The following is a 17,908-nucleotide window of genomic DNA, read 5'->3' on the forward strand; positions in this document are numbered from 1 at the left end:
TCACTCGCCGTGGTCCATGGGCTGCTCGGGGACCTGCTTCTGGGCGCCGCTGCCGCCGGTGCCTTGATCCGGGGCCGGGCTCTGGTGGTCGATGCCCGAGCCTTGCGGCTTCGGCTCCTCGCCGCTGCCTCCGACGCCGCTGCTGGAGCGGGACGGCTGCGTGCCCGCCACGTTGCGCTCCACCACGATCTCCACGCGGCGGTTGTTGGCGCGGCCCTCCGCCGTGGCGTTGCTCGCCACCGGCCGGCTCTTGCCCATGCCGCGGATCTGGATGCGCTCCCTCGGCACGCCCTGGGCGACCAGGAAGTCCCGCACGCTCTCCGCGCGGCGCTCCGACAGCTGGTCGTTGTACTCCTCCGTGCCACGCGAGTCCGTGTAGCCCTCGATGATCAACGGGTTCCTCGACTCCTTCAGCGCCGTGGCCACGTCCGACAGCCGGTCGCGTGACGCGGGCAGCAGGCTCGTCGCGTTCGTCGCGAAGAGCACGCTGCCGGACAACGTCACCACCGTGCCGCGCGCCTCCTCGCGCACCTTCACGTTCTCATCCTGGAGCCGCGTCAGCGCATGGGAGGCCCGCTGCTCCGCCTGGAGCCTCGCCTGGCGCTCCTGCTCCAGTTGCTGCGTGCGCTGCTGGAGTTCCTGGTTCAACTGAGCCAGCCGCTGCGACTCCGCCTCCTGCTGCTGCGCGTTCGCCGTGCGCATGCGCTCGGCCTCCTGCTGGCGCTGGGCGTCGTACTGCTGGCGCTGCTGCTCGTACAGCTGCCGCTGCTGTTCGTACTTCTCACGCTCCTCCTGCTGCTGACGTGCGAGCGTCTGCGCCCGCGACTCCTGATGCTGACGCAGCAACTGCTCCGCCTCCGCCCGCTGCTGCGCGGCCAGGTCCGCCTCGCCACGCGCCTCGGCGATCTCCGCCTTGCGCAGGGCCACGTACGCCAGCGAGCGGGTCTTCACCGAGCCCTTGCTCTGCGCGTACTCGTTCTCCGCCTCCTGCAACGCGGCCCGGGCCGCCGCCACGTCCGCGGGGCGCTCGCGGCCCTCGGGGCTCGTGGACACCTGCTGGTACGCCTGCCGCGCCGCGGTCAGCTCACTGGGCGGGGGCCCATGGGCACACCCCATCGTGAGCGCGGAGGCTCCCGCGATCGCCAGCCATCCAAGTTTCCATCGCTGCATGACGCTCTCCTCACAATCAAAGGGGGGACTTCAGGGCTGGCCGCGCTGCATCGAATCGACCCGTTCAGAGGTCCGGCGCGCCTCGTTCTTCAGGGGGACCGCGCGGGCCAGCGCCGCCGCCAGGTCGGCGTCCGCGGCGGCCTGACGGAAGCGCAGCTCCGCGGCCTCCTGCTCGCCCTCCTGCATCAGCCGCTCGCCGTCGTTGATCTGCTGGCGGGCGAAGGCCAGGTGTCGGGCGGCCTCCGGCACGTTGGGCGCCTGGGAGTTCTCCGCCGAGCGCAGCGCCGCCTCTGCCTGGACGCGCTGCTGATGGGTGGACGTGAGAATCACCTGCCTGCTTGCACAGCCAAGGGCCGCGACGCAGAGCAGGGAAGCGGCGAACAGCTTCGGGCGCATGGATCACCTCATGCCGGTTGGAATGCTGGGACGCTCCGGCGCGACCCAGAGGGAGTCGGTTCAGAAAGTGGGGCGTGCGACCCCGGTCGGCATCGGCGACCTGTCTCCAACAGGCACGCTGGCCAAGGGGGTTGACAGGCGTCGTGTAGGGAACGAGGCGCACAGGCAGGAGACGCCGCCCAAGCCCGGCCCCGGCTGTCCCCGCGCACGGGCCGCTGGCCGCGCGGCGGCTGGGACGCTAGAGGGGGAGCATGCGCCTGCACCTCGTGGACGGCACGTATGAGCTGTACCGGGCCCACTACTCGCCCCGGCCGGGCACCACCGCGCCGGACGGGCGCGACGTGAAGGCCACGGCCGGCGTGATGGATTCCCTCCTCGCGCTGTTGCACGACGAATCCGAGGCCGTGACGCATGTCGCGGTGGCCTTCGACAACCCCATCCGCTCGTTCCGCAACGCGCTCTTCGCCGGTTACAAGGGAGACGAGGGCGTGCCGCCGGAGCTGCGCGCGCAGTTCGACCTGGTGGAAGAGGCGGTGGCCGCGCTGGGCGTGCGCGTGTGGTCCATGAAGGACCACGAGGCGGACGACGCGCTCGCCACCGCGGCGGCGCGCTGGGCGGGCGAGGTGGAGCAGGTGCGGCTGCTCACCCCCGACAAGGACCTGGGCCAGAGCGTGCGGGGCTCGCGGGTGGTGCAAGTGGACCGGCGGCAGCAGAAGGTGGTGGACGCGGAGGGCGTGAAGGCGAAGCTGGGCGTGGCCCCCGAGAGCGTGCCGGACCTGCTGGCGCTGATGGGCGACGACGCGGACGGCATCCCGGGGCTGCCGGGCTTCGGTGCGAAGGGCGCGGCGGCGGTGCTCCAGGCCTACGGCCACCTGGAGGCCATCCCGGACAGCGCGGCGGAGTGGACGGTGAAGGTGCGGGGCGCGGACAAGCTGGCGGCGACGTTGAAGGCGCACCGCGAGGACGCGCGGCTGTACCGCACGCTGGCCACATTGGTGGAGGACGCGCCGCTGCCGGGCACCGCGTCGCTCGCGGACCTGGAGTGGAAGGGCGTCCCGGAGGCGCGCTTCAAGGCGTTCTGTGAAGGATTGGGATTGAGGAGCCTCCAGCGCCGGCCAAAGCGCTGGGCGGCATAGAGGAAGCCATGGGTATGGAATTGAAGCCGCCGTCGTCGGATGACTGGGTCCCCACGCTGGAGGACACCCCCTTCCATCGCCTGGGAGGCGAGGAGGCGGTGCACGCGCTGGCGGAGACCTTCTACGACGTGATGGACGCGGAGGAGCCCACGCTCGCGAGCATCCACGAGCTGGACGCGCAGGGCCGGGTGAACGCGGGCACGCGCCAGCGCTTCGGCATGTTCCTGGTGGGCTGGCTGGGCGGACCGCAGCACTACAGCGCGACGCACGGCCACCCCCGGCTGCGCATGCGCCACGGGCACCTGCCGGTGGACACCGCGATGCGGGACGCGTGGCTGCGCTGCATGCGCAAGGCGATGGACGTGCGGGGCATCACCGGAGGGTTGAGGGGCTTCCTGGATGGCCGCTTCGCCCAGGTGGCGGACTTCCTGCGCAACACGGAAGGGTGAGGTTCATCGAGTCCATCCGCATCGCCTGCCCGCGCGAGCGCGTGTTCGCGTACACGCAGGACTACGGGCAGCGGCTCGTCTGGGACACGTTCCTGCGCGAAGCGGTGCTGAGGGATGGCGCGACCGAGGCCGGGCCGGGGGTGAAGGCCTGGTGTGTGTCGTGGCACGGCCTGGGGATGGAGACGGAGTACGTGTCCTTCCTGCCGCCCGCGGTGACGGCGGTGCGGATGACTCGGGGGCCGCGCCTGTTCGAGAGCTTCGCGGGCTCCTGGAGTTTCGATGAAGAGGCCCCTGGCGTCACCCGTGTCACCTTCACGTATGCCTTCACGCTGAGGCGCCCCTTCGGCTGGCTCACGCCGCTGATGACGTGGACGCTGGTCCGCGAGGTCCGAGGGCGCTTGAAGGACCTGAAGCGGCGGCTGGACCTGGGGACCTCGGACCCGGCGTAGACTGGCGCGATGCGCACGCGGATGCAGCCGCCAGCCCCCGGACGTGAGGACCTCTCCACTCCTTCCGCCGATGCGCTCGCGCCGTTGTTCGAGGAGGCCGCGAGCGCCACCGGCGCCTCCCGCCGCTTGATGGCCGGGCAGCTCAATGCCCTCATCGCCCGGTTGGTCCACACGGAGGACCCCGGCGCGCTCGCGCATGCGCTGCACGGACTCCTCGGGAGACAAGGCGTGGGTGATTTGGTGGATGACCAGGGCATCCCCGTCAGCATCGCCGCGACCCGGGGCCTGTTGGCCCTGCCCCATCCCCACCCGCTGGAGGTCCCTCCCGAGCGGCTGAAGGCCGTGTACCAGTACGGCTTCACGGTGACGCCGGCTCCGGCGAAGGGGATGCTCTTCGTGTTGGGGGTGGCGTCGCTGGTGCAGTTCGGCTGCTTCATCGTGGCGGAGAACCTCCGGAACAACTCCCATGGGCTCACCGCGGCGGGGGAGGCGCCGCTGGCTCCTCCTCCCGTCTCCACCTGGACGGAGGTGCTCGCCAGGTGGGGCTCCGAGCTGTGGCTGCTCGTGCGGCCCGGCTTTCCCCTCGTGCAGTTCGTGGGAGCCGTGCTCGCGTTCTTCTTCGCCACCGTCGCCGCGGACACCACGCGGGAGCGCCGCATGGCCCGGCGCATCTTCCTGGGGCTCGGCATCGTGGGCATCGACGTGGCGTTGGCGGCTCCCGCGGGCGACCACGAGACCTGGGGAGTGCTGGCCGCGGGAGTGGGGGCGCTGATCGCGGGCCTGATGCTGCGGGCCTCCCCACCCTCCAGGCCTCCTGTCCCTTGAGTGGCCGCCTGCACGGACATGGCCGGATGGCCGCGGCGCCCCCACCCTCCCATTTTCACCACCCACCACGGGGGTCGGAACCGATGCGTTCGAACAATGATGTCTGGAAGGCGGCGGGCTTCGGTGTCCTCGCGGGGATGCGGACCCTGACCGCGCCCGCGTTCCTCGCGCACGAGCTGTCGCGCAAGCCGAGCCGGCGTCTCAAGCGCGCCCTGCCGGGCCTCACGTCGAAGCGGGTATCCCAGCGGCTGAGGGTGCTGGCGCTGGGGGAGATGGTGGCGGACAAGTCGCCCAAGGCGCTCCCGCGCATCGACCGCAGGCTCATTGGCGGACGCGTCATCGCGGGCGCCATCACCGGCGCCGCCGTGTCGCGCGACCGCAAGGGCGCCAGGCTCGGGTTCGCCATCGTCGGCGCCGCGGCGGCCATCGCCTCCAGCTACTTCTTCTACGGCTTCCGCTCGCTCGTGTCGGGCAGGCTGCGCGTGCCCAACCTGGTCGCGGGCCTCTTCGAGGACGGTCTGGCCATCGCCCTGGGCTCGCGCCTCACGCAACACCTGCGCTAGGTCCCCGGCTCACCGTGGCGTCTTGCCGGCGGTGAGCCGCGCCTCCAGCCGCTCCAGCACCGCGTGCTCCGCCCGCGCCCGCTCCGCCAGGGGCGCGAAGAGCAGGCGCGAGCGCAGGCCCATGCCCTCCGTCAATTCGAACTGGCGCAGGTCCTCCGGCAGCGCGAGCAACACCTCTCCCAAGGGCCGCACCCGGTGCAACTGATAGGAGCCCGCCGCCTCCAGGGCGCGCACTACCTCGGTCTCGGGTTCGGCGCGGGCCAGGGCCTCGCGCGCCTGCTCCTCGTAGCGCAGGCCCGCCTCCACCCGGCCCTCCAGGTCCGCGAGCACCGCGGCCGAGGTGCGCTGCGCCTCCCTCACGAGCCGCAGCGGATCCAACGCCCGCTCCACCCGCCTGCGCACCGCCGGGGACGGCGCCCGGGCCCGGCCCTCCACGCGGGACAACACCGCGTCGCGGTAGCTGGCCGCGAAGCAGACCGCGAACAGCGCCTCCTCCAGCGGCGCCCGCTCGCGCGCGGCCAGGCCCTCCGCCAGGGCGCACAGCCCCTCCCCGGTGAGCACATAGCGGCGCCCCCGGGGGAGCCCCTTCGTCCCCGCGCCCACGCTCGCCTCCGCGTGGCCCGCGCGCACCAGCCGCTCCAGCGTCCGGCGCACCTGCGTCAGGTCGATGTCCTGGGACGGCCGGGTGACGTCGTGCTCCACCCAGTTGGTGAACAACAGAAAGAAGAAGCGCACGTCCGACACGCGGAAGCCGCCAGCGCGAGCCCCCGCCCCGTGCGCCGCGAGCAGGGCCGCCTGCACGAAGGTGGCCTGCGTGTCGATGTAGCCCAACCGCGCCGTCAGGGTGCTGTTCCGCGCCATGCCCCGGAGGATGCCAGCCCCCCTTCCTCCCGTCCCATCCCCCTCAGGTGACAGTGTCCGTCCGCGCGGATAGATAGATTCGCGCGCGTCATTCGTATGAGGGTCCGGCTCGAATTTCCGGAGGGACCTCCATGCTGCCCTGGCTCGTGCTCATCGCCGGCATCTGTTTTCTCATCGAACAAGCCGGCCGTGGGTGGAAGCTGCCCCGTGTGAAGGGCTGGCACCTGCGCGTGGTGATCATCAACCTGGCGCAGGTGGGCGTGGTGGTCCTGGGCGGGTTCACCTGGGACCGGTGGTTCTCCGCCGCGTCGCTCTTCCACTTGTCCCGGCACGTGGGCCCGGTGGTGGGCGGGGTGCTGGCCTATCTCATCGCCACGTTCGTCTTCTACTGGTGGCACCGCGCGCGCCATGAGAGCGACGTGCTCTGGCGCCTGTTTCATCAAATCCATCACAGCCCGCAGCGGCTGGAGGTCATCACCAGCTTCTACAAGCACCCGCTGGAGATGACGGTCAACAGCCTGATTGGCGGACTGCTCGTCTACATGGTGCTGGGGTTGAGCCCGGCGGCGGGCGCCATCTACACGGCCTGCTGCGCGCTGGGCGAATACTTCTATCACACCAACATCCGCACCCCGCGCTGGGTGGGCTGGTTCTTCCAGCGGCCGGAGATGCACCGCATCCACCACGAGTACGGCAAGCACAAGAACAACTACGGCGACCTGCCCCTGTGGGACAAGCTGTTCGGCACCTACGAGAACCCCGCCACCTGGGACGCCACATGCGGCTTCGATGACGCGAAGGAGCAGCAGCTGGGCGCCATGCTCGCCTTCCGCGACGTGCACCGCTCGTAGGAGATGGCACACTGGCGCCCCCTTCGCTTCATCCGTGAGGTTGCGCCATGGCCAGCTCGCGTCGGCAGTTCCTGACCCACACCGTGATTGGACTCGCGAGCACCGCCGTGTCGGCGGCACCGGACGCGGGCACGGCCACGCCCGCCGGAGCGCCGCCCACCTTCGGCGCGGGCCCGACGGTGGGCCCGGAGGTCAGCCCCACCACCTTCGCGGAGGCGGAGAAGCTGATGCAGGTGCGGCTCACGCCCGAGGAGCGGGCCCAGGCCGCCGGCAACTGGCGCGTGTCCCTGGCCCCGCTCCAGGAGCGGCGCACCGGCCCGCGCACGCTCGCGCTGGAGCCCACGCTGTCGCCCGCCTCGCAGTGGAACCCCGCGCTGCCGGGCCTCAAGTCCACCGCCCCCGCGAGAGACCGCTTCGTGCGCAGCCGCGCCGCGAAGACGCCCCTGCCCACGAAGGAAGAGGACATCGCCTTCGCGCCGCTCACGCAGCTGTCGCGCTGGGTGGAGTCCCGCGCCATCACGTCGGAGCGGCTGACGCAGCTGTACCTGGAGCGCCTGAAGCGCTTCGACCCTCGGCTCCAGTGCGTCATCACCCTCACGCCGGAGCTGGCGCTCGCGCAGGCCCGGCAGGCGGACCGCGACATCGCGGCGGGCCGGTACAAGGGCCCGCTGCACGGCATCCCGTGGGGAGCCAAGGACCTGGTGGACACCGCGGGCATCCGCACCACCTACGGCGCCGAGCCCTTCCGCGACCGCGTCCCCACCACGGACGCCGCCGCGGTGGAGCGGCTTCACCGCGCGGGCGCCGTGCTGGTGGCGAAGCTCAGCCTGGGCGCGCTGGCGCTCAACGACGTGTGGTTCGGCGGGGAGACGAAGAACCCGTGGCTGCCGGAGGAGGGCTCCTCGGGCAGCAGCGCGGGGCCGGGCTCCGCGACGGCGGCGGGGCTCGTGGGCTTCTCCCTGGGCAGCGAGACGGGCGGCAGCATCGTGTCGCCCTCCATGCGCTGCGGCATCACCGGCCTGCGGCCCACCTTCGGCCGCGTGCCGCGCACGGGCGCGATGACGCTGTGCTGGTCGCTGGACAAGCTGGGGCCCATGACGCGAGGGGTGGAGGACTCGCTGCTGGTGCTGGCCGCGCTCAACGGGCCGGACGCGGGCGACGTGGCGAGCGTCCAGGCGAAGCTGGACTTCGACGCGAACGCGAGCGTGAAGGGCCTGCGCGTGGGCTACGTGCCCGCGTGGATGAAGGAGAGCCCCGCCACGGACGTGGACCGGGCGGCGCTGGAGACGCTCAAGGGCCTGGGGATGACGCCGGTGGAGGTCCAGTTCCCCGACTGGCCGTACTCCAGCCTCAACGTCATCCTCTTCGCGGAGGCCGCCGCCGCCTTCGAGGAGCTGACGCTCAGCCACGGCGTGGACGCACTCAGGATGCAGGTGCCGGACGCGTGGCCCAACCTCTTCCGCCAGTCCCGCTTCCTGTCCGCGGTGGACTTCGTCCAGGCGGACCGGCTGCGCCGCAAGGTGGCCCAGGAGATGGCGCGCGTGATGTCCCAGGTGGACGTCCTGCTCGTGCCCTCGCTGCGCGATGAGATCCTCACCGTCTCCAACCACACGGGCCACCCGTCCCTCACGCTGCGCACCGGCTTCGTGGAGGTGTCCCAGGCCCGCAGCGACTGGGCGCCGGACCCCAGGCGGCCCGTGCCCACCTTCGCCACCCCGCGCCGCGTCCCCCATGGCGTGACGCTCATCGGCCAGCTCTTCGACGAGGGCACCCTGGGCCGTGTGGGCATCGCCCTGGAGCGCGCGTCCGGCGTCGCCGGGGAGCGCCCGCCCGGCTTCTGACCCCCGGAAGGCCCGGGGCTGATTGATTTGACAGGTCAGTCCAGAATCATTACGAAACGCGCATGGCACGGACGAAGGAGTTCGACCGCGACGAGGCCGTGCGTCGCGCGATGAAGGTCTTCTGGGAGCAGGGCTACGAGGCCACCTCCACGGACGACCTGCTGCGCGCGATGGGCATCGGGCGGCAGAGCATGTACGACACCTTCGGGGACAAGCACGGCCTCTACCTGGAGGCCCTGCGCTGCTACCAGGCGGAGTACAGCGCCAACCTGGTGGAGTGCCTGCGCTCGCACCCGTCTCCGCTGGGCGCCATCCGCGAGTACCTCCTCTCCATCCCCAACGGCACCCCGAAGGAGCGCGCCCGGGGCTGCCTCACGACGAACGCGACCTCGGAGCTGGCGAACGTGGACCCGGACGTCGCCACGCTGCTCAAGACCAGCGGGGCCCTGGGCCATGGCGCGCTGGAGCGCGTCGTGAAGGAGGCCCAGCGCAAGGGCGAGCTCAGCCCCCGGGTGGACTCCCGCGTCGCCGCCGGCTTCCTCCTCACCACCATCGCCGGCCTGCGCATGTCCGCCAAGGCCGGCACCCCGCCCGAAGTCCTCCGCGACATCGTGGACTTCGCCCTCGCGGGCCTCCAGTCCCGGTAGCACCTCCTGTTCCGGCGCGGCGCCGCCGCCCGCCGTCTTCGCATGTCTGTATCTGGATTGTTCAGTCCAAATATCCGCAAGGAGCGCCACGCCATGTCGATGAGCCACTACTACCTGCTGGGCCGTTCGGGTTTGCGCGTCAGCCCGCTGTCGCTGGGCACGATGACGTTCGGGAGGGAGGGGCCGCTCGGCGGCATCTGGGGCAGCACCGAGGACGTGGCCCGGACGCTGTTCAACCGCTACCTGGACGCGGGGGGCAACTCCGTGGACACCGCGGACCTCTACACGCACGGCACCAGCGAGACGCTGCTCGGGAAGTTCATGGAGGAGCGCGGCGACCGGGACCGCATCGTCCTCACCACCAAGTACACCTACAACTCCACCCGCCCGGGGGATCCGAACGCGGGGGGCAACAGCCGCAAGAACATGATGCGCGCGGTGGAGGCGTCGCTGCGGCGGCTGCGCACCGACTACATCGACCTGTACCTGCTGCACACCTGGGACCGCATCACGCCGGCGGAGGAGGTCGTCCGCACGTTCGACGACCTGGTGCGCGCGGGGAAGATCCGCTACGCGGGCCTGTCCGACGTGCCGTCCTGGTACGCGGCCCGCGCGCAGACCTGGGCGGAGGCGCACGCGCTGACGCCGCTCATCAACCTCCAGCTCCAGTACTCGCTGGTGGAGCGCAGCCTGGAGCACGAGTTCTCCCCGCTGGCGCAGACGCTGGGCATGGGCATCACCGCCTGGAGCCCGCTGGGCATGGGCCTGCTCTCCGGCAAGTACCGCCCCAGCGAGGGCGGCGCGCAGGGTGATGGCCGCCTCATCTCCGCCGTGGGTGGCCAGCAGCTGGGCCTGTTCACCGAGCGCAACTGGCGCATCGTCACCGCGCTGGAGCAGGTGGCGAAGGAGCTGGGCAAGGACATGTCGCAGGTGGCGCTGAACTGGGTGGCGACACAGCCCGGCGTGGGCTCGGTCATCCTGGGCGCCAGCAATCCCAGTCAGCTGGACGGCAACCTCGCCGCGCTCGACTTCAGCATCCCCGCCGGGCTGCGCCGCCAGCTGGATGAGGCCAGCGCGCCGCCCGTGCCGTTCCCCCACTCGATGTTCTCCAATCCCTACCAGCTGGACCTGCACGGCAAGGCCGCCGTGGGGGACAAGCCCGCGGGCTACGCTCCCCCCGTCTTCACCGGGACCGCGGCCCGGGTCGGTTAGGGCACACCCCCTTGCTTCCCTGGGGGCGGGGGAGCGGCCAGCCCATGTCCTCGCGGTCACTGTTCCGCGAGGGCGCGCGCCGCCACCTTCCGCGCTCGCACAAGCAGGGGGGACGGATGGGATTGAATCGGCCTGGAGTGAAGCTGTGGTGGATGGTGGCGCTGCTGGCGGCGCCGGTGGCGCAGGCCTTCACGGATGCGGACGCGGTGCGGGTGCTCACCTTCGCCCGCGCGCAGCTGTCCGACACCGCGGCGGAGATGCCGAGCGTGAACCGCTCGCCGAAGGCGTCGCTGTCCAACGGGACGTGGACGACGGTGGCCAACACGGACCGCGTCGCCTGGACCCAGGGCTTCTTCCCCGGGAGCATGTGGTACATGTTCCAGGTCGCGAACGAGCCCTACTGGCGCGACCGCGCGGACCTGTGGACGCGCCCCCTGGAGGTCCAGAAGACCAACAAGGAGACGCACGACCTGGGCTTCAAGATGTACCTGAGCTACGGCAATGCCTGGCGGCTCACGGGCAACACCTACTACCGCGACGTGCTGCTCACCTCCGCCGCGTCGCTGGCCACCCGCTACAACAGCACGGTGGGCATCATCGATTGCTGTGATTGGAACTCGAGCTGGAACATCCCGCTCGTCACCGACACGATGATGGACATCGAGCTGCTGCTCTGGGGCGCCCAGAACGGCGGCCCGGCCCAGTGGCGCACCATGGCGGTGAACCACGCGCTGCGGACGCTCCAGGACGCGGTGCGCGCGGACGGCAGCTCCTTCCACTATGTGGACTACAACAACAACGGCACCATCCGCTCGCGGGGCACCTTCCAGGGTTATTCCAACTCATCCACCTGGGCGCGCGGACAGGCGTGGCTCGTCTATGGCTACACCATGGTGTACCGCTACACGAACGACGCTCGCTTCCTCGCGGCGGCGCGCAAGGTGACGGACTACTACCTGGCGCACCTGCCCGCGGACCTGGTGCCCAACTGGGACTTCAACGCGCCCAGCCAGTTCAAGGACTCCTCCGCCGCGGCCGCCGTCGCGTCGGCCCTGCTGGAGCTGAGCGCCCTGGAGACGGACGCCACCCGCCGCACGCGCTACCGCACCGCCGCCCTGGGCATGCTCGACTCGCTGGCGTCGCCCGCGTACCTGGCGCAGGGCACCAACAGCCCGGGCCTGCTGCTGCACGGCGTGGGCAACCTGCCCGCCAACCAGGAGATCAACGTCAGCCTCATCTACGGCGACTATTACTTCGTGGAGGCCCTGCTGCGCTTCAACCCGCGCCCCAACTACCCCTGGTACTCCAAGCTGAGCTTCGACCGGAGCCAGCACCTGCTGGGCACCAGCAACACCGGGACGCGCACCGTGGAGTTCGACCTCACCCCGCTGAGGGCCAACCTCAACGGAGGCATCGTGGGGTGGACGGACAGCTCCACGGAGGTGACGGGCTTCACCCGGCTGAACATGGCGCTGCGCATGAGCGAGGACGGCATCTTCCAGGTGCGCAATGGCTCGACCTATTCGTTCCTCCGCCGGGTGCCCTACGTGCCCAACCAGACGTATCACTTCCGCATGAGCGTGGACCTCAACGCCAAGCGCTACACCGTCTGGGTGAAGCCCCCTGGCGCCGCGGAGGTGATGTTGATGGACCGCGCCGTGTTCCGCTCGGACGCGCCGGCCATCAACGACCTGGGCCGCGCCGCGGTCATCTCCACCGTGGAGGACAGCGACTTCCGCGTGAACAACCACCGCGTGTCCGCGCCCAAGCTGGACGGTGACGGCGTCGCGCTGGCGCCAGAGGAGCCCCTGCCGGAGTCCCTGTGGCGGGAGCTGGATGTCCCGGAGCCGTTCCAGGCGGTGCCCACTTCCTCCGAGCGCTGACCGGAGGGTGTGGGGGGCTTCGGGAACCTTCCCGGAGCCCCCGCCCGCATCCCGGTTCCATCCTTCACACACACGAAGGGGTGACAGGTCTCACTTGGGCTTGGGCTCGCAGGAGTTGAACTGGCAGGTTTGCGTATTGTCGCAGACGACCGGGGCACTTCCCCCGGCGCCACCGCCCTCCACGCAGCACGTTGAGCCCTGTGGGTAACAGCCGTCAATGCCGGTGCCGCAGTGGATGCACATCAAGCCAGGCTCGCAAATGACCGGACCTTTTCCTCCCGCGCCCGTCCCCGCGGCGCAGCACACCGAGCCCTTGGGTTGACAGGAGAACTCCGCACCACAGCTCAGGCACATCTCGTTGGCCTGACACGTCTTCCCACCGCACTCCACGATACCGCCATCCGAGTCGAGTCCTCCGCCGACGCCGCCGGTGCACTGATCGAAACAGCCCGCGAGCGAGAACACAGCAGCTCCCAACGATACCCACAGGTACCGTCGCATCCGCGTCTTCATGGTTCCCCCCTCTTGACCGCGCCAATGCCGCGGTTCGCACTGAGCCCCCAACGCCTTGGGTTCCACGAGCGCGGGTGTGACTCATATTGAGAACGTCGCGTGCAGAACGTCATATCGGTGCGTCTGAACCAGTCGCGGCTTCACGACTTCAACAAGGCGGACAAGGGCAAGCCATTACCACCGACAGGCCCGGCATCACGTGGGAGCACGGACGCCCCCTGCGCGGTGACGACGCTCGAGGGCCGGGCCACCGTCCTCAGCGCCATTCGCCTCTCCCTGCGCGCCGTTCCCCCCGCCCGCCGGACCGTTCGGCCGCGCGGGCTCCGCTTCCTCCGTGGCGGCTGCGAAGGTGCCCCCATGGCTCAATCCCTCACGGTGCCTGACACACGGCCCTCCCTGGCTTCCTCGGCGAAGGACGCGCCAGGGTGGCGGGCCCGGCTCGCGTTCGCCGGAGGGCTCGTCCTGGCTCCCGTGGCGCTGGGCCTGTGGGCGCTCGCCGTCTGGGTCGGGGCTTCGGTGTCGGGGTGGGGGTACGTCGCGGGCCTGCTGCTCCTGTCCGCGGGGCTCCTGTCCCGTTCGCGGCGGTGGCTGGGCCGGGCCGGCCTCGCGCTGTTGCTCCTCGTCGGCTCGACGCGGCTCGTGCTCGCGCGCGGGACCCACCTGGACACGCTCCACCTGCCGGCGGGAAGCCACCGCTGGGTGAATCGGCTCGTCGACGAGCGGGATGGGACGTTGCTCGCGGCGCATGTGCTGCTGCTCACCCGGCGTCTGCCCCGCTCCGACGCACGCGAGTTCGTCCACGCGCTGGAGGCCACCTTCGAACGGATGGGCGCCGCCGAGGGACTGGTCGCCACCCCGGCCATCGCGACCTACCTGGGGCTCCAGTCCCCCGAGTCCTTCGATGCGCTGGTGGTCTCTCCAGAGGGCCAGGAAGGGACAGACACGGCCGTGGTCTTCCTTCACGGCTTCGCCGGAAACTTCGCGGTGTATTGCTGGCAGATGGCCCAGGCGGTGCGGAGCATCTCCGCGCTCACCGTCTGCCCTTCCGTGGGGCCCGCCGGAGACTGGTGGGCGCCGCAGGGCGCGCGCACCCTCGAAGCCACCTACGCATGGCTGGCGGCGCGGGGCATCCGCCGCGTCTACCTGGGTGGGCTCTCCAACGGGGCCGTGGGCGCCACGCTGCTCGTCCATCGCGTGGCACCAGCGGGGCTCGAACTGCTCGGACTCATCCTCGTGGCCGGCGCGGAGACGGCGGCGCCCGCACCCGGCGTCCCCACGCTGATGGTGCAGGGGCGGACGGATACGATGATGCCCACGGCCTCCATGCGGGCCTTCTCCCGCCGCCTGGGCGGCGGCGCGACCTACGTGGAGACAGAAGGCGGCCACTTCGCCTTCCTCGACCACGCGGAGGAGTGCAGGAGCGCCATCTCCACCTGGCTCCTCCAGCGGGAGCGCGCGGCGCGGCCCCCGCTCCAACCCCAGGACGCGACACCGCGGCGGCGCGACGCGCGATGAGCCTGAGCCGAGCGCCGCCCACTCCCCGAGCACTACCGTCGGGGTGGGAAAACGGCGAGGCGCGACGCGCGATGAGCCGAGCGCCGCCCACTCCCTTGCCGAGGTCATCCCTCGCCGTGCTTCACCCCCCCGCGCGGCCACGCTCCAGGCGCGCACCGCACGCGGGGCCTCACCGCTCACAGCTCGTGCTGGATGAGCCAGAACACCGCGGTGCGGTGCGAGCGCGGGAAGTACACGAGGTAGAGGTTGTGGAAGTCATGCGCGCCCGGGGCCACCACCGGGTTGTCGTAGAGGTGCGCCACCACCGGGACCTCCGTGCCGTCGCCCAGCTCCGCGGGGAGCACCGTGCCCAGCTCCGGGAAGGCGTACGCGATGCGGCTCGCGAAGTCCGCGTACGTCAGGTCCGCCAGCCGCTGGAACTGCACGCGCCGGTTCGAGGACAGCTCCGGCAGCGCCGCGAAGGCGCCCTCCACCACCCAGTCCAGCTGCGTGGGCTGCGTGTCCGCGATGGACGGCACGTTGAACGTCCACAGGAACTCATCGCAGAAGTTGTCGCCCGCCTTGCAGCGGGTGTGGCCCGCGGTCCGAGCCTCGTTGATGGCGTCGTTGTCCTCCAGCGCCGTGAGGGGCAGCGGGCCCGCGCCGTAGTAGCGCTGGTAGAAGTCCTTGCACACGGGCCACATCCGCGACGTGAAGGCCGCCTCTCCGTCCGCGCACCACGCCTTCTGGCCCGAGGGCCGCTGGCACTGCTCCACCCAGGCCGCGTGCGCGTCCTGCGCGTCCGTGCACTGGGGCAGCGCCTGCGCGGGCGTCAGGTGCTGCGTCTCCACCACGCTCTCGTCACACACCTCGATGCGCGTGGCCACGTCCAGGTCACACGCCGTGAACAGGTCCTCCGGCGCGCAGGCGCCGTTGAGGCAGCCCAGGTACAGGCGGAACTGCTTGCCCGCGCCCGTGCCCGTGCTCACCACCGCCAGGTACTCGCCGCCCTGGGCCAGGGTCAGGCTGTTCACCTTGGACAGCTCGCCATAGCCCGCGTCGTCGTCCTGCGCGCGCACCGTGGTGCCGTAGCTGCCGCTGGCGTCCTTCGGGCCGTAGATGAACAGGCCCGTGTCCAGGTACATGCTGCTGCCCAGGTGCGTCACCTCCAGGCGCACCTGCGCGCCCGCGGCCACCTTGAAGTTGAAGGACAGGTACTGCGGGTTGGCCGTGAAGCGCGTCTGCACCGAATCGTTCAGCCCCACCGGGCCCAGGAACGCCGTGCTGTCCACGATGTTGCCGCTCGCGGGCGCGGGCGGCGGGTACAGCACGGACCGCGTGCTCGTGCCCACCTCCGCCGGAGCTTCGGGGGACTTCATGGGCTCCTGCGAGGGACCGCACGCCACCACCAGCAGCGACGGCACCAGCCACGACAGCCGATTCCATGCGAGACGCATGCGACACTTCCTTGATTTTGGGGGAATACCTGGGTGGGACACCGCTGCGTGTTTCACACCCGGTGGTAGGCGTTCAAGTCACAACCGGCTCACGGGGCGAGAGGGAGCCCCGGAGCCGGCGGTGTCCGGCGCTTGCGTCAGGGCGCGGCGGGAAACAGGTAGCGCAGCAGGTCACCGAAGCGCGCGGACCACGCGGCCTCGTTGTGCTGGCCTCCCTGCACCACCGTGAACTTGAGGTCGCCGTCCAGCACCCACCCCTTGGCCACCAGCGCGTCGCGCAGCGCCTGGGCGTCCTCCACGGTCTCCGCCTGACTGCCGGAGCCTTCGTTCGTGCCGATGTCCTCCCAGATGCGCAGCGCGGGCTTCGCGCCCAGCGCGTCCACCTCCGCGAGGATCTCCCGGTCCGCCCACCACACCGACGGCGACACCACGCCCAGGCGGCTGAAGACGTCCGGGTGCTTGAGGCCCAGGGACATGGACACCAGTCCGCCCAGGGACGAGCCCGCGAGCCCCGTGGACTCGGCGCCCGGCTTCGTCCGGAACTCCGCGTCGATGCGGGGCTTCAGCTCCTGGATGAGGAACCGGCCATAGACGTCCGCGCGGCCCGCGTCCGGGTAGCCCTCCGCCGCGTCGGGCACGGGCGTGTACTCCGCGATGCGGTCCTGGGTGTTGTAGACGCCCACGATGATGAGCGGCTCCACCGCGCCGGCCTGCACCAGCGCCTGCGCCGTCTCATCCACGTTCCACTCGCCGGCGTACGCGGTGCGCACGTCCATCAGGTTCTGCCCGTCGTGCATGTAGAGCACGGGGTAGCGGCGGGCGGTGTCCGCTTCATAGCCGGGCGGCAGCCAGATGATGACGTCGCGCGGACGCAGCGTCGGGTCGGTGGGCGTCACGCCGCGCAGGTAGCGCACGTCGCCCGTGAGCGACGGGGGCGGGGGCGGTGGGGGCGGGGTGAGGTCCGCCCAGCCGCCCACCTCCACGGGGACGCGCTCGAAGCCGCCGCCCGTGGTGAACGCGTGGTTGGCGACCTCCGCGCCCGTGTCGCTCTTCTCCACTGTCTCCCACGAACCGCGCGTCACCTTGAACTCCAGGGCCGTATCCACCGGGAAGGTGACGGCGCCAGCGTATGCGTTGCCCACGGCCTTGAAGAGCTTTACCTCCGCGCCGTTCCAGTTCCCCAGCTGGGGCTGGTTCCCGGACAGCCAGACCTCCCCATCCCAGGGCGTGATGTCCGGCACCCGGACGATGAACACGGTCTTCGCGCCTGTCTCCCCCGCCCCCGGGCCGAAGCGCTCCACCGTCAGCGCGACATTCTCCTCGTCCTCGTGGACCGTGAGGGTGCGCTCCGCCTCCGGTGCACCTCCGGCGTCGAGCGCCACCTGCGCCGAGGGCGCGGTCATCCGCACCGCGTAGGTGAAGGCGGTGTTCTTGGGCAGGCGCGCCTTCAGGCTGAACACGCGGCCGCCCTGGTAGACCAGCTCCAGGCCCCGCCCGTCGGGTCCGCCGAACGTGGCGCTGGGGCCGGTGAGGAAGAGCTCCGCGTTGGCGGGCGTCTCCGGCGGCACCGTCAGGTCGAACTGCACGTCGGAGTAGACCCGCTCGACCGGGGGCGTGGAGTCATCCGGGTGACAGGCCCAGAGGGCCGTCAGCGCCAGGACGAGCAGCAGGGTGGGCCGCGGGGAGCGGGAAGACGCCATGGATGCGCAAGCCTCCGGTGGCGGGGGGAGGGAGGGGAACCCCCACGCGAAGTCACACCGTACCAGCGCGGTCGGACACCGTCAGGGCAGGTCCCGGTGTCCAAGGCCAGCGCACCGGGGGGAGCCCCCCTTGGCAGGTGGTGGACAGTGCCTACCTTGCGCCGCGCACGGGGGAAGACGCCGGGCCGCATACTCCCGGGCCCCCCGAAGCCAAGGAGTCACATCTCATGAAGAAGCTGACGCTGCTGGCCATGACGCTGGGCGCCCTGTCGGTGGGCGTGGGCTGCCACCGCAACACCCGCGAGTCCGCCAAGGACGACATGGAGGAGGCCGGCGACAAGGCGAAGGACACCGCCGAGGACGCCGCCGACAAGGCGGGCGACGCGGTGGAGAAGGCCGGCGACAAGATCGAGGACGCGACCGACAAGTAGTCCCGCGCGCGACCGCGCGGAAGAAACGCC

General features: G+C 71.0%; 17 protein-coding genes. 12 read left to right on the plus strand and 5 right to left on the minus strand.

The genetic code is table 11. The annotated features are described in order from the left end of the window. Together GTY96_RS12580 and GTY96_RS12585 are read right to left on the minus strand one after the other, a co-directional pair. Entirely contained in the window at positions 1-1,170 is a 1,170-nt protein-coding gene (locus GTY96_RS12580; RefSeq protein ID WP_143906268.1) for an OmpA family protein, read from the minus strand. Between the two features lie 30 nt (positions 1,171-1,200). Continuing rightward, complete coding sequence (locus tag GTY96_RS12585) at positions 1,201-1,566, minus strand: DUF4398 domain-containing protein (RefSeq protein WP_143906266.1); 366 nt, start codon at positions 1,564-1,566, stop codon at positions 1,201-1,203. 251 nt (positions 1,567-1,817) lie between these two features. On the opposite strand from GTY96_RS12585, the gene GTY96_RS12590 reads away from it, so the two are divergent. The 5 genes from GTY96_RS12590 (at position 1,818) to GTY96_RS12610 (ending at position 4,988) form a co-directional block, all read left to right on the plus strand. After that, a complete protein-coding gene (locus tag GTY96_RS12590; RefSeq protein ID WP_143906264.1) occupies positions 1,818-2,702 on the plus strand; it encodes a 5'-3' exonuclease in 885 nt (294 codons plus the stop codon). 8 nt (positions 2,703-2,710) lie between these two features. Next, complete coding sequence (locus GTY96_RS12595) at positions 2,711-3,151, plus strand: group II truncated hemoglobin (protein WP_186002096.1); 441 nt, start codon at positions 2,711-2,713, stop codon at positions 3,149-3,151. Next, entirely contained in the window at positions 3,148-3,600 is a 453-nt protein-coding gene (locus GTY96_RS12600) for an SRPBCC family protein (RefSeq protein ID WP_161664840.1), read from the plus strand. Before GTY96_RS12595 ends, GTY96_RS12600 begins: the two co-directional genes overlap by 4 nt. Positions 3,601-3,609: 9 nt before the next feature. Beyond that, positions 3,610-4,425, plus strand: coding sequence for a hypothetical protein (locus GTY96_RS12605; RefSeq protein ID WP_161664841.1), 816 nt, complete (start codon positions 3,610-3,612; stop codon positions 4,423-4,425). Positions 4,426-4,508: 83 nt separating this feature from the next. Beyond that, on the plus strand, positions 4,509-4,988 hold the full coding sequence (locus GTY96_RS12610) for a DUF4126 family protein (RefSeq protein WP_143906259.1): 480 nt from the start codon (positions 4,509-4,511) through the stop codon (positions 4,986-4,988). Between the two features lie 9 nt (positions 4,989-4,997). On the opposite strand, the gene GTY96_RS12615 is transcribed toward GTY96_RS12610, so the two are convergent. Next, positions 4,998-5,849: a hypothetical protein gene (locus GTY96_RS12615; protein WP_143906258.1), complete on the minus strand. Its 852-nt coding sequence runs from the start codon at positions 5,847-5,849 to the stop codon at positions 4,998-5,000. A gap of 131 nt (positions 5,850-5,980) precedes the next feature. On the opposite strand from GTY96_RS12615, the gene GTY96_RS12620 reads away from it, so the two are divergent. From GTY96_RS12620 to GTY96_RS12645, 6 genes are all read left to right on the plus strand, one after another. Then, a complete protein-coding gene (locus GTY96_RS12620) occupies positions 5,981-6,700 on the plus strand; it encodes a sterol desaturase family protein (protein ID WP_143906256.1) in 720 nt (239 codons plus the stop codon). A 47-nt stretch (positions 6,701-6,747) separates the two neighbouring features. Further along, entirely contained in the window at positions 6,748-8,541 is a 1,794-nt protein-coding gene (locus GTY96_RS12625; RefSeq protein WP_161664842.1) for an amidase, read from the plus strand. 62 nt (positions 8,542-8,603) lie between these two features. Next, positions 8,604-9,188, plus strand: a complete 585-nt coding sequence (locus GTY96_RS12630) for a TetR/AcrR family transcriptional regulator (RefSeq protein WP_161664843.1) — start codon at positions 8,604-8,606, stop codon at positions 9,186-9,188. 93 nt (positions 9,189-9,281) lie between these two features. After that, entirely contained in the window at positions 9,282-10,400 is a 1,119-nt protein-coding gene (locus GTY96_RS12635) for an aldo/keto reductase (RefSeq protein ID WP_161664844.1), read from the plus strand. A 44-nt stretch (positions 10,401-10,444) separates the two neighbouring features. After that, on the plus strand, positions 10,445-12,283 hold the full coding sequence (locus GTY96_RS12640) for a glycoside hydrolase family protein (protein WP_235685565.1): 1,839 nt from the start codon (positions 10,445-10,447) through the stop codon (positions 12,281-12,283). 870 nt (positions 12,284-13,153) lie between these two features. Beyond that, complete coding sequence (locus tag GTY96_RS12645) at positions 13,154-14,311, plus strand: alpha/beta fold hydrolase (RefSeq protein ID WP_161664845.1); 1,158 nt, start codon at positions 13,154-13,156, stop codon at positions 14,309-14,311. A 176-nt stretch (positions 14,312-14,487) separates the two neighbouring features. Here GTY96_RS12645 and GTY96_RS12650 read toward each other — a convergent pair whose 3' ends face one another. Together GTY96_RS12650 and GTY96_RS12655 are read right to left on the minus strand one after the other, a co-directional pair. Further along, positions 14,488-15,747 carry a hypothetical protein gene (locus tag GTY96_RS12650; RefSeq protein WP_161664846.1) on the minus strand — a complete coding sequence of 420 codons (1,260 nt, stop codon included), beginning with the start codon at positions 15,745-15,747 and terminating at the stop codon, positions 14,488-14,490. Positions 15,748-15,884: 137 nt separating this feature from the next. Next, the gene (locus tag GTY96_RS12655; protein ID WP_161664847.1) at positions 15,885-17,447 is read right to left on the minus strand and encodes an alpha/beta hydrolase-fold protein; all 1,563 of its coding nucleotides are present in this window, start codon (positions 17,445-17,447) and stop codon (positions 15,885-15,887) included. A gap of 227 nt (positions 17,448-17,674) precedes the next feature. Between GTY96_RS12655 and GTY96_RS12660 the strand changes: the two genes are divergently transcribed. After that, the gene (locus tag GTY96_RS12660) at positions 17,675-17,878 is read left to right on the plus strand and encodes a YtxH domain-containing protein (RefSeq protein ID WP_143906242.1); all 204 of its coding nucleotides are present in this window, start codon (positions 17,675-17,677) and stop codon (positions 17,876-17,878) included. Positions 17,879-17,908: the final 30 nt, after the last annotated feature.

Origin of the sequence: Corallococcus silvisoli (assembly GCF_009909145.1) — a bacterium.
Taxonomy (GTDB): domain Bacteria; phylum Myxococcota; class Myxococcia; order Myxococcales; family Myxococcaceae; genus Corallococcus; species Corallococcus silvisoli.

Bases quoted from the DNA above. Each gene is read 5' to 3' on its own strand.
- GTY96_RS12635 (WP_161664844.1), top strand. From the start codon at position 9,282: ATGTCGATGAGCCACTACTACCTGCTGGGCCGTTCGGGTTTGCGCGTC.
- GTY96_RS12590 (WP_143906264.1), top strand. From the start codon at position 1,818: ATGCGCCTGCACCTCGTGGACGGCACGTATGAGCTGTACCGGGCCCAC.
- GTY96_RS12605 (WP_161664841.1), top strand. From the start codon at position 3,610: ATGCGCACGCGGATGCAGCCGCCAGCCCCCGGACGTGAGGACCTCTCC.
- GTY96_RS12595 (WP_186002096.1), top strand. From the start codon at position 2,711: ATGGGTATGGAATTGAAGCCGCCGTCGTCGGATGACTGGGTCCCCACG.
- GTY96_RS12625 (WP_161664842.1), top strand. From the start codon at position 6,748: ATGGCCAGCTCGCGTCGGCAGTTCCTGACCCACACCGTGATTGGACTC.
- GTY96_RS12585 (WP_143906266.1), bottom strand. From the start codon at position 1,566: ATGCGCCCGAAGCTGTTCGCCGCTTCCCTGCTCTGCGTCGCGGCCCTT.
- GTY96_RS12640 (WP_235685565.1), top strand. From the start codon at position 10,445: ATGTCCTCGCGGTCACTGTTCCGCGAGGGCGCGCGCCGCCACCTTCCG.
- GTY96_RS12650 (WP_161664846.1), bottom strand. From the start codon at position 15,747: ATGCGTCTCGCATGGAATCGGCTGTCGTGGCTGGTGCCGTCGCTGCTG.
- GTY96_RS12655 (WP_161664847.1), bottom strand. From the start codon at position 17,447: ATGGCGTCTTCCCGCTCCCCGCGGCCCACCCTGCTGCTCGTCCTGGCG.
- GTY96_RS12645 (WP_161664845.1), top strand. From the start codon at position 13,154: ATGGCTCAATCCCTCACGGTGCCTGACACACGGCCCTCCCTGGCTTCC.
- GTY96_RS12610 (WP_143906259.1), top strand. From the start codon at position 4,509: ATGCGTTCGAACAATGATGTCTGGAAGGCGGCGGGCTTCGGTGTCCTC.
- GTY96_RS12615 (WP_143906258.1), bottom strand. From the start codon at position 5,849: ATGGCGCGGAACAGCACCCTGACGGCGCGGTTGGGCTACATCGACACG.
- GTY96_RS12580 (WP_143906268.1), bottom strand. From the start codon at position 1,170: ATGCAGCGATGGAAACTTGGATGGCTGGCGATCGCGGGAGCCTCCGCG.
- GTY96_RS12660 (WP_143906242.1), top strand. From the start codon at position 17,675: ATGAAGAAGCTGACGCTGCTGGCCATGACGCTGGGCGCCCTGTCGGTG.
- GTY96_RS12620 (WP_143906256.1), top strand. From the start codon at position 5,981: ATGCTGCCCTGGCTCGTGCTCATCGCCGGCATCTGTTTTCTCATCGAA.
- GTY96_RS12630 (WP_161664843.1), top strand. From the start codon at position 8,604: ATGGCACGGACGAAGGAGTTCGACCGCGACGAGGCCGTGCGTCGCGCG.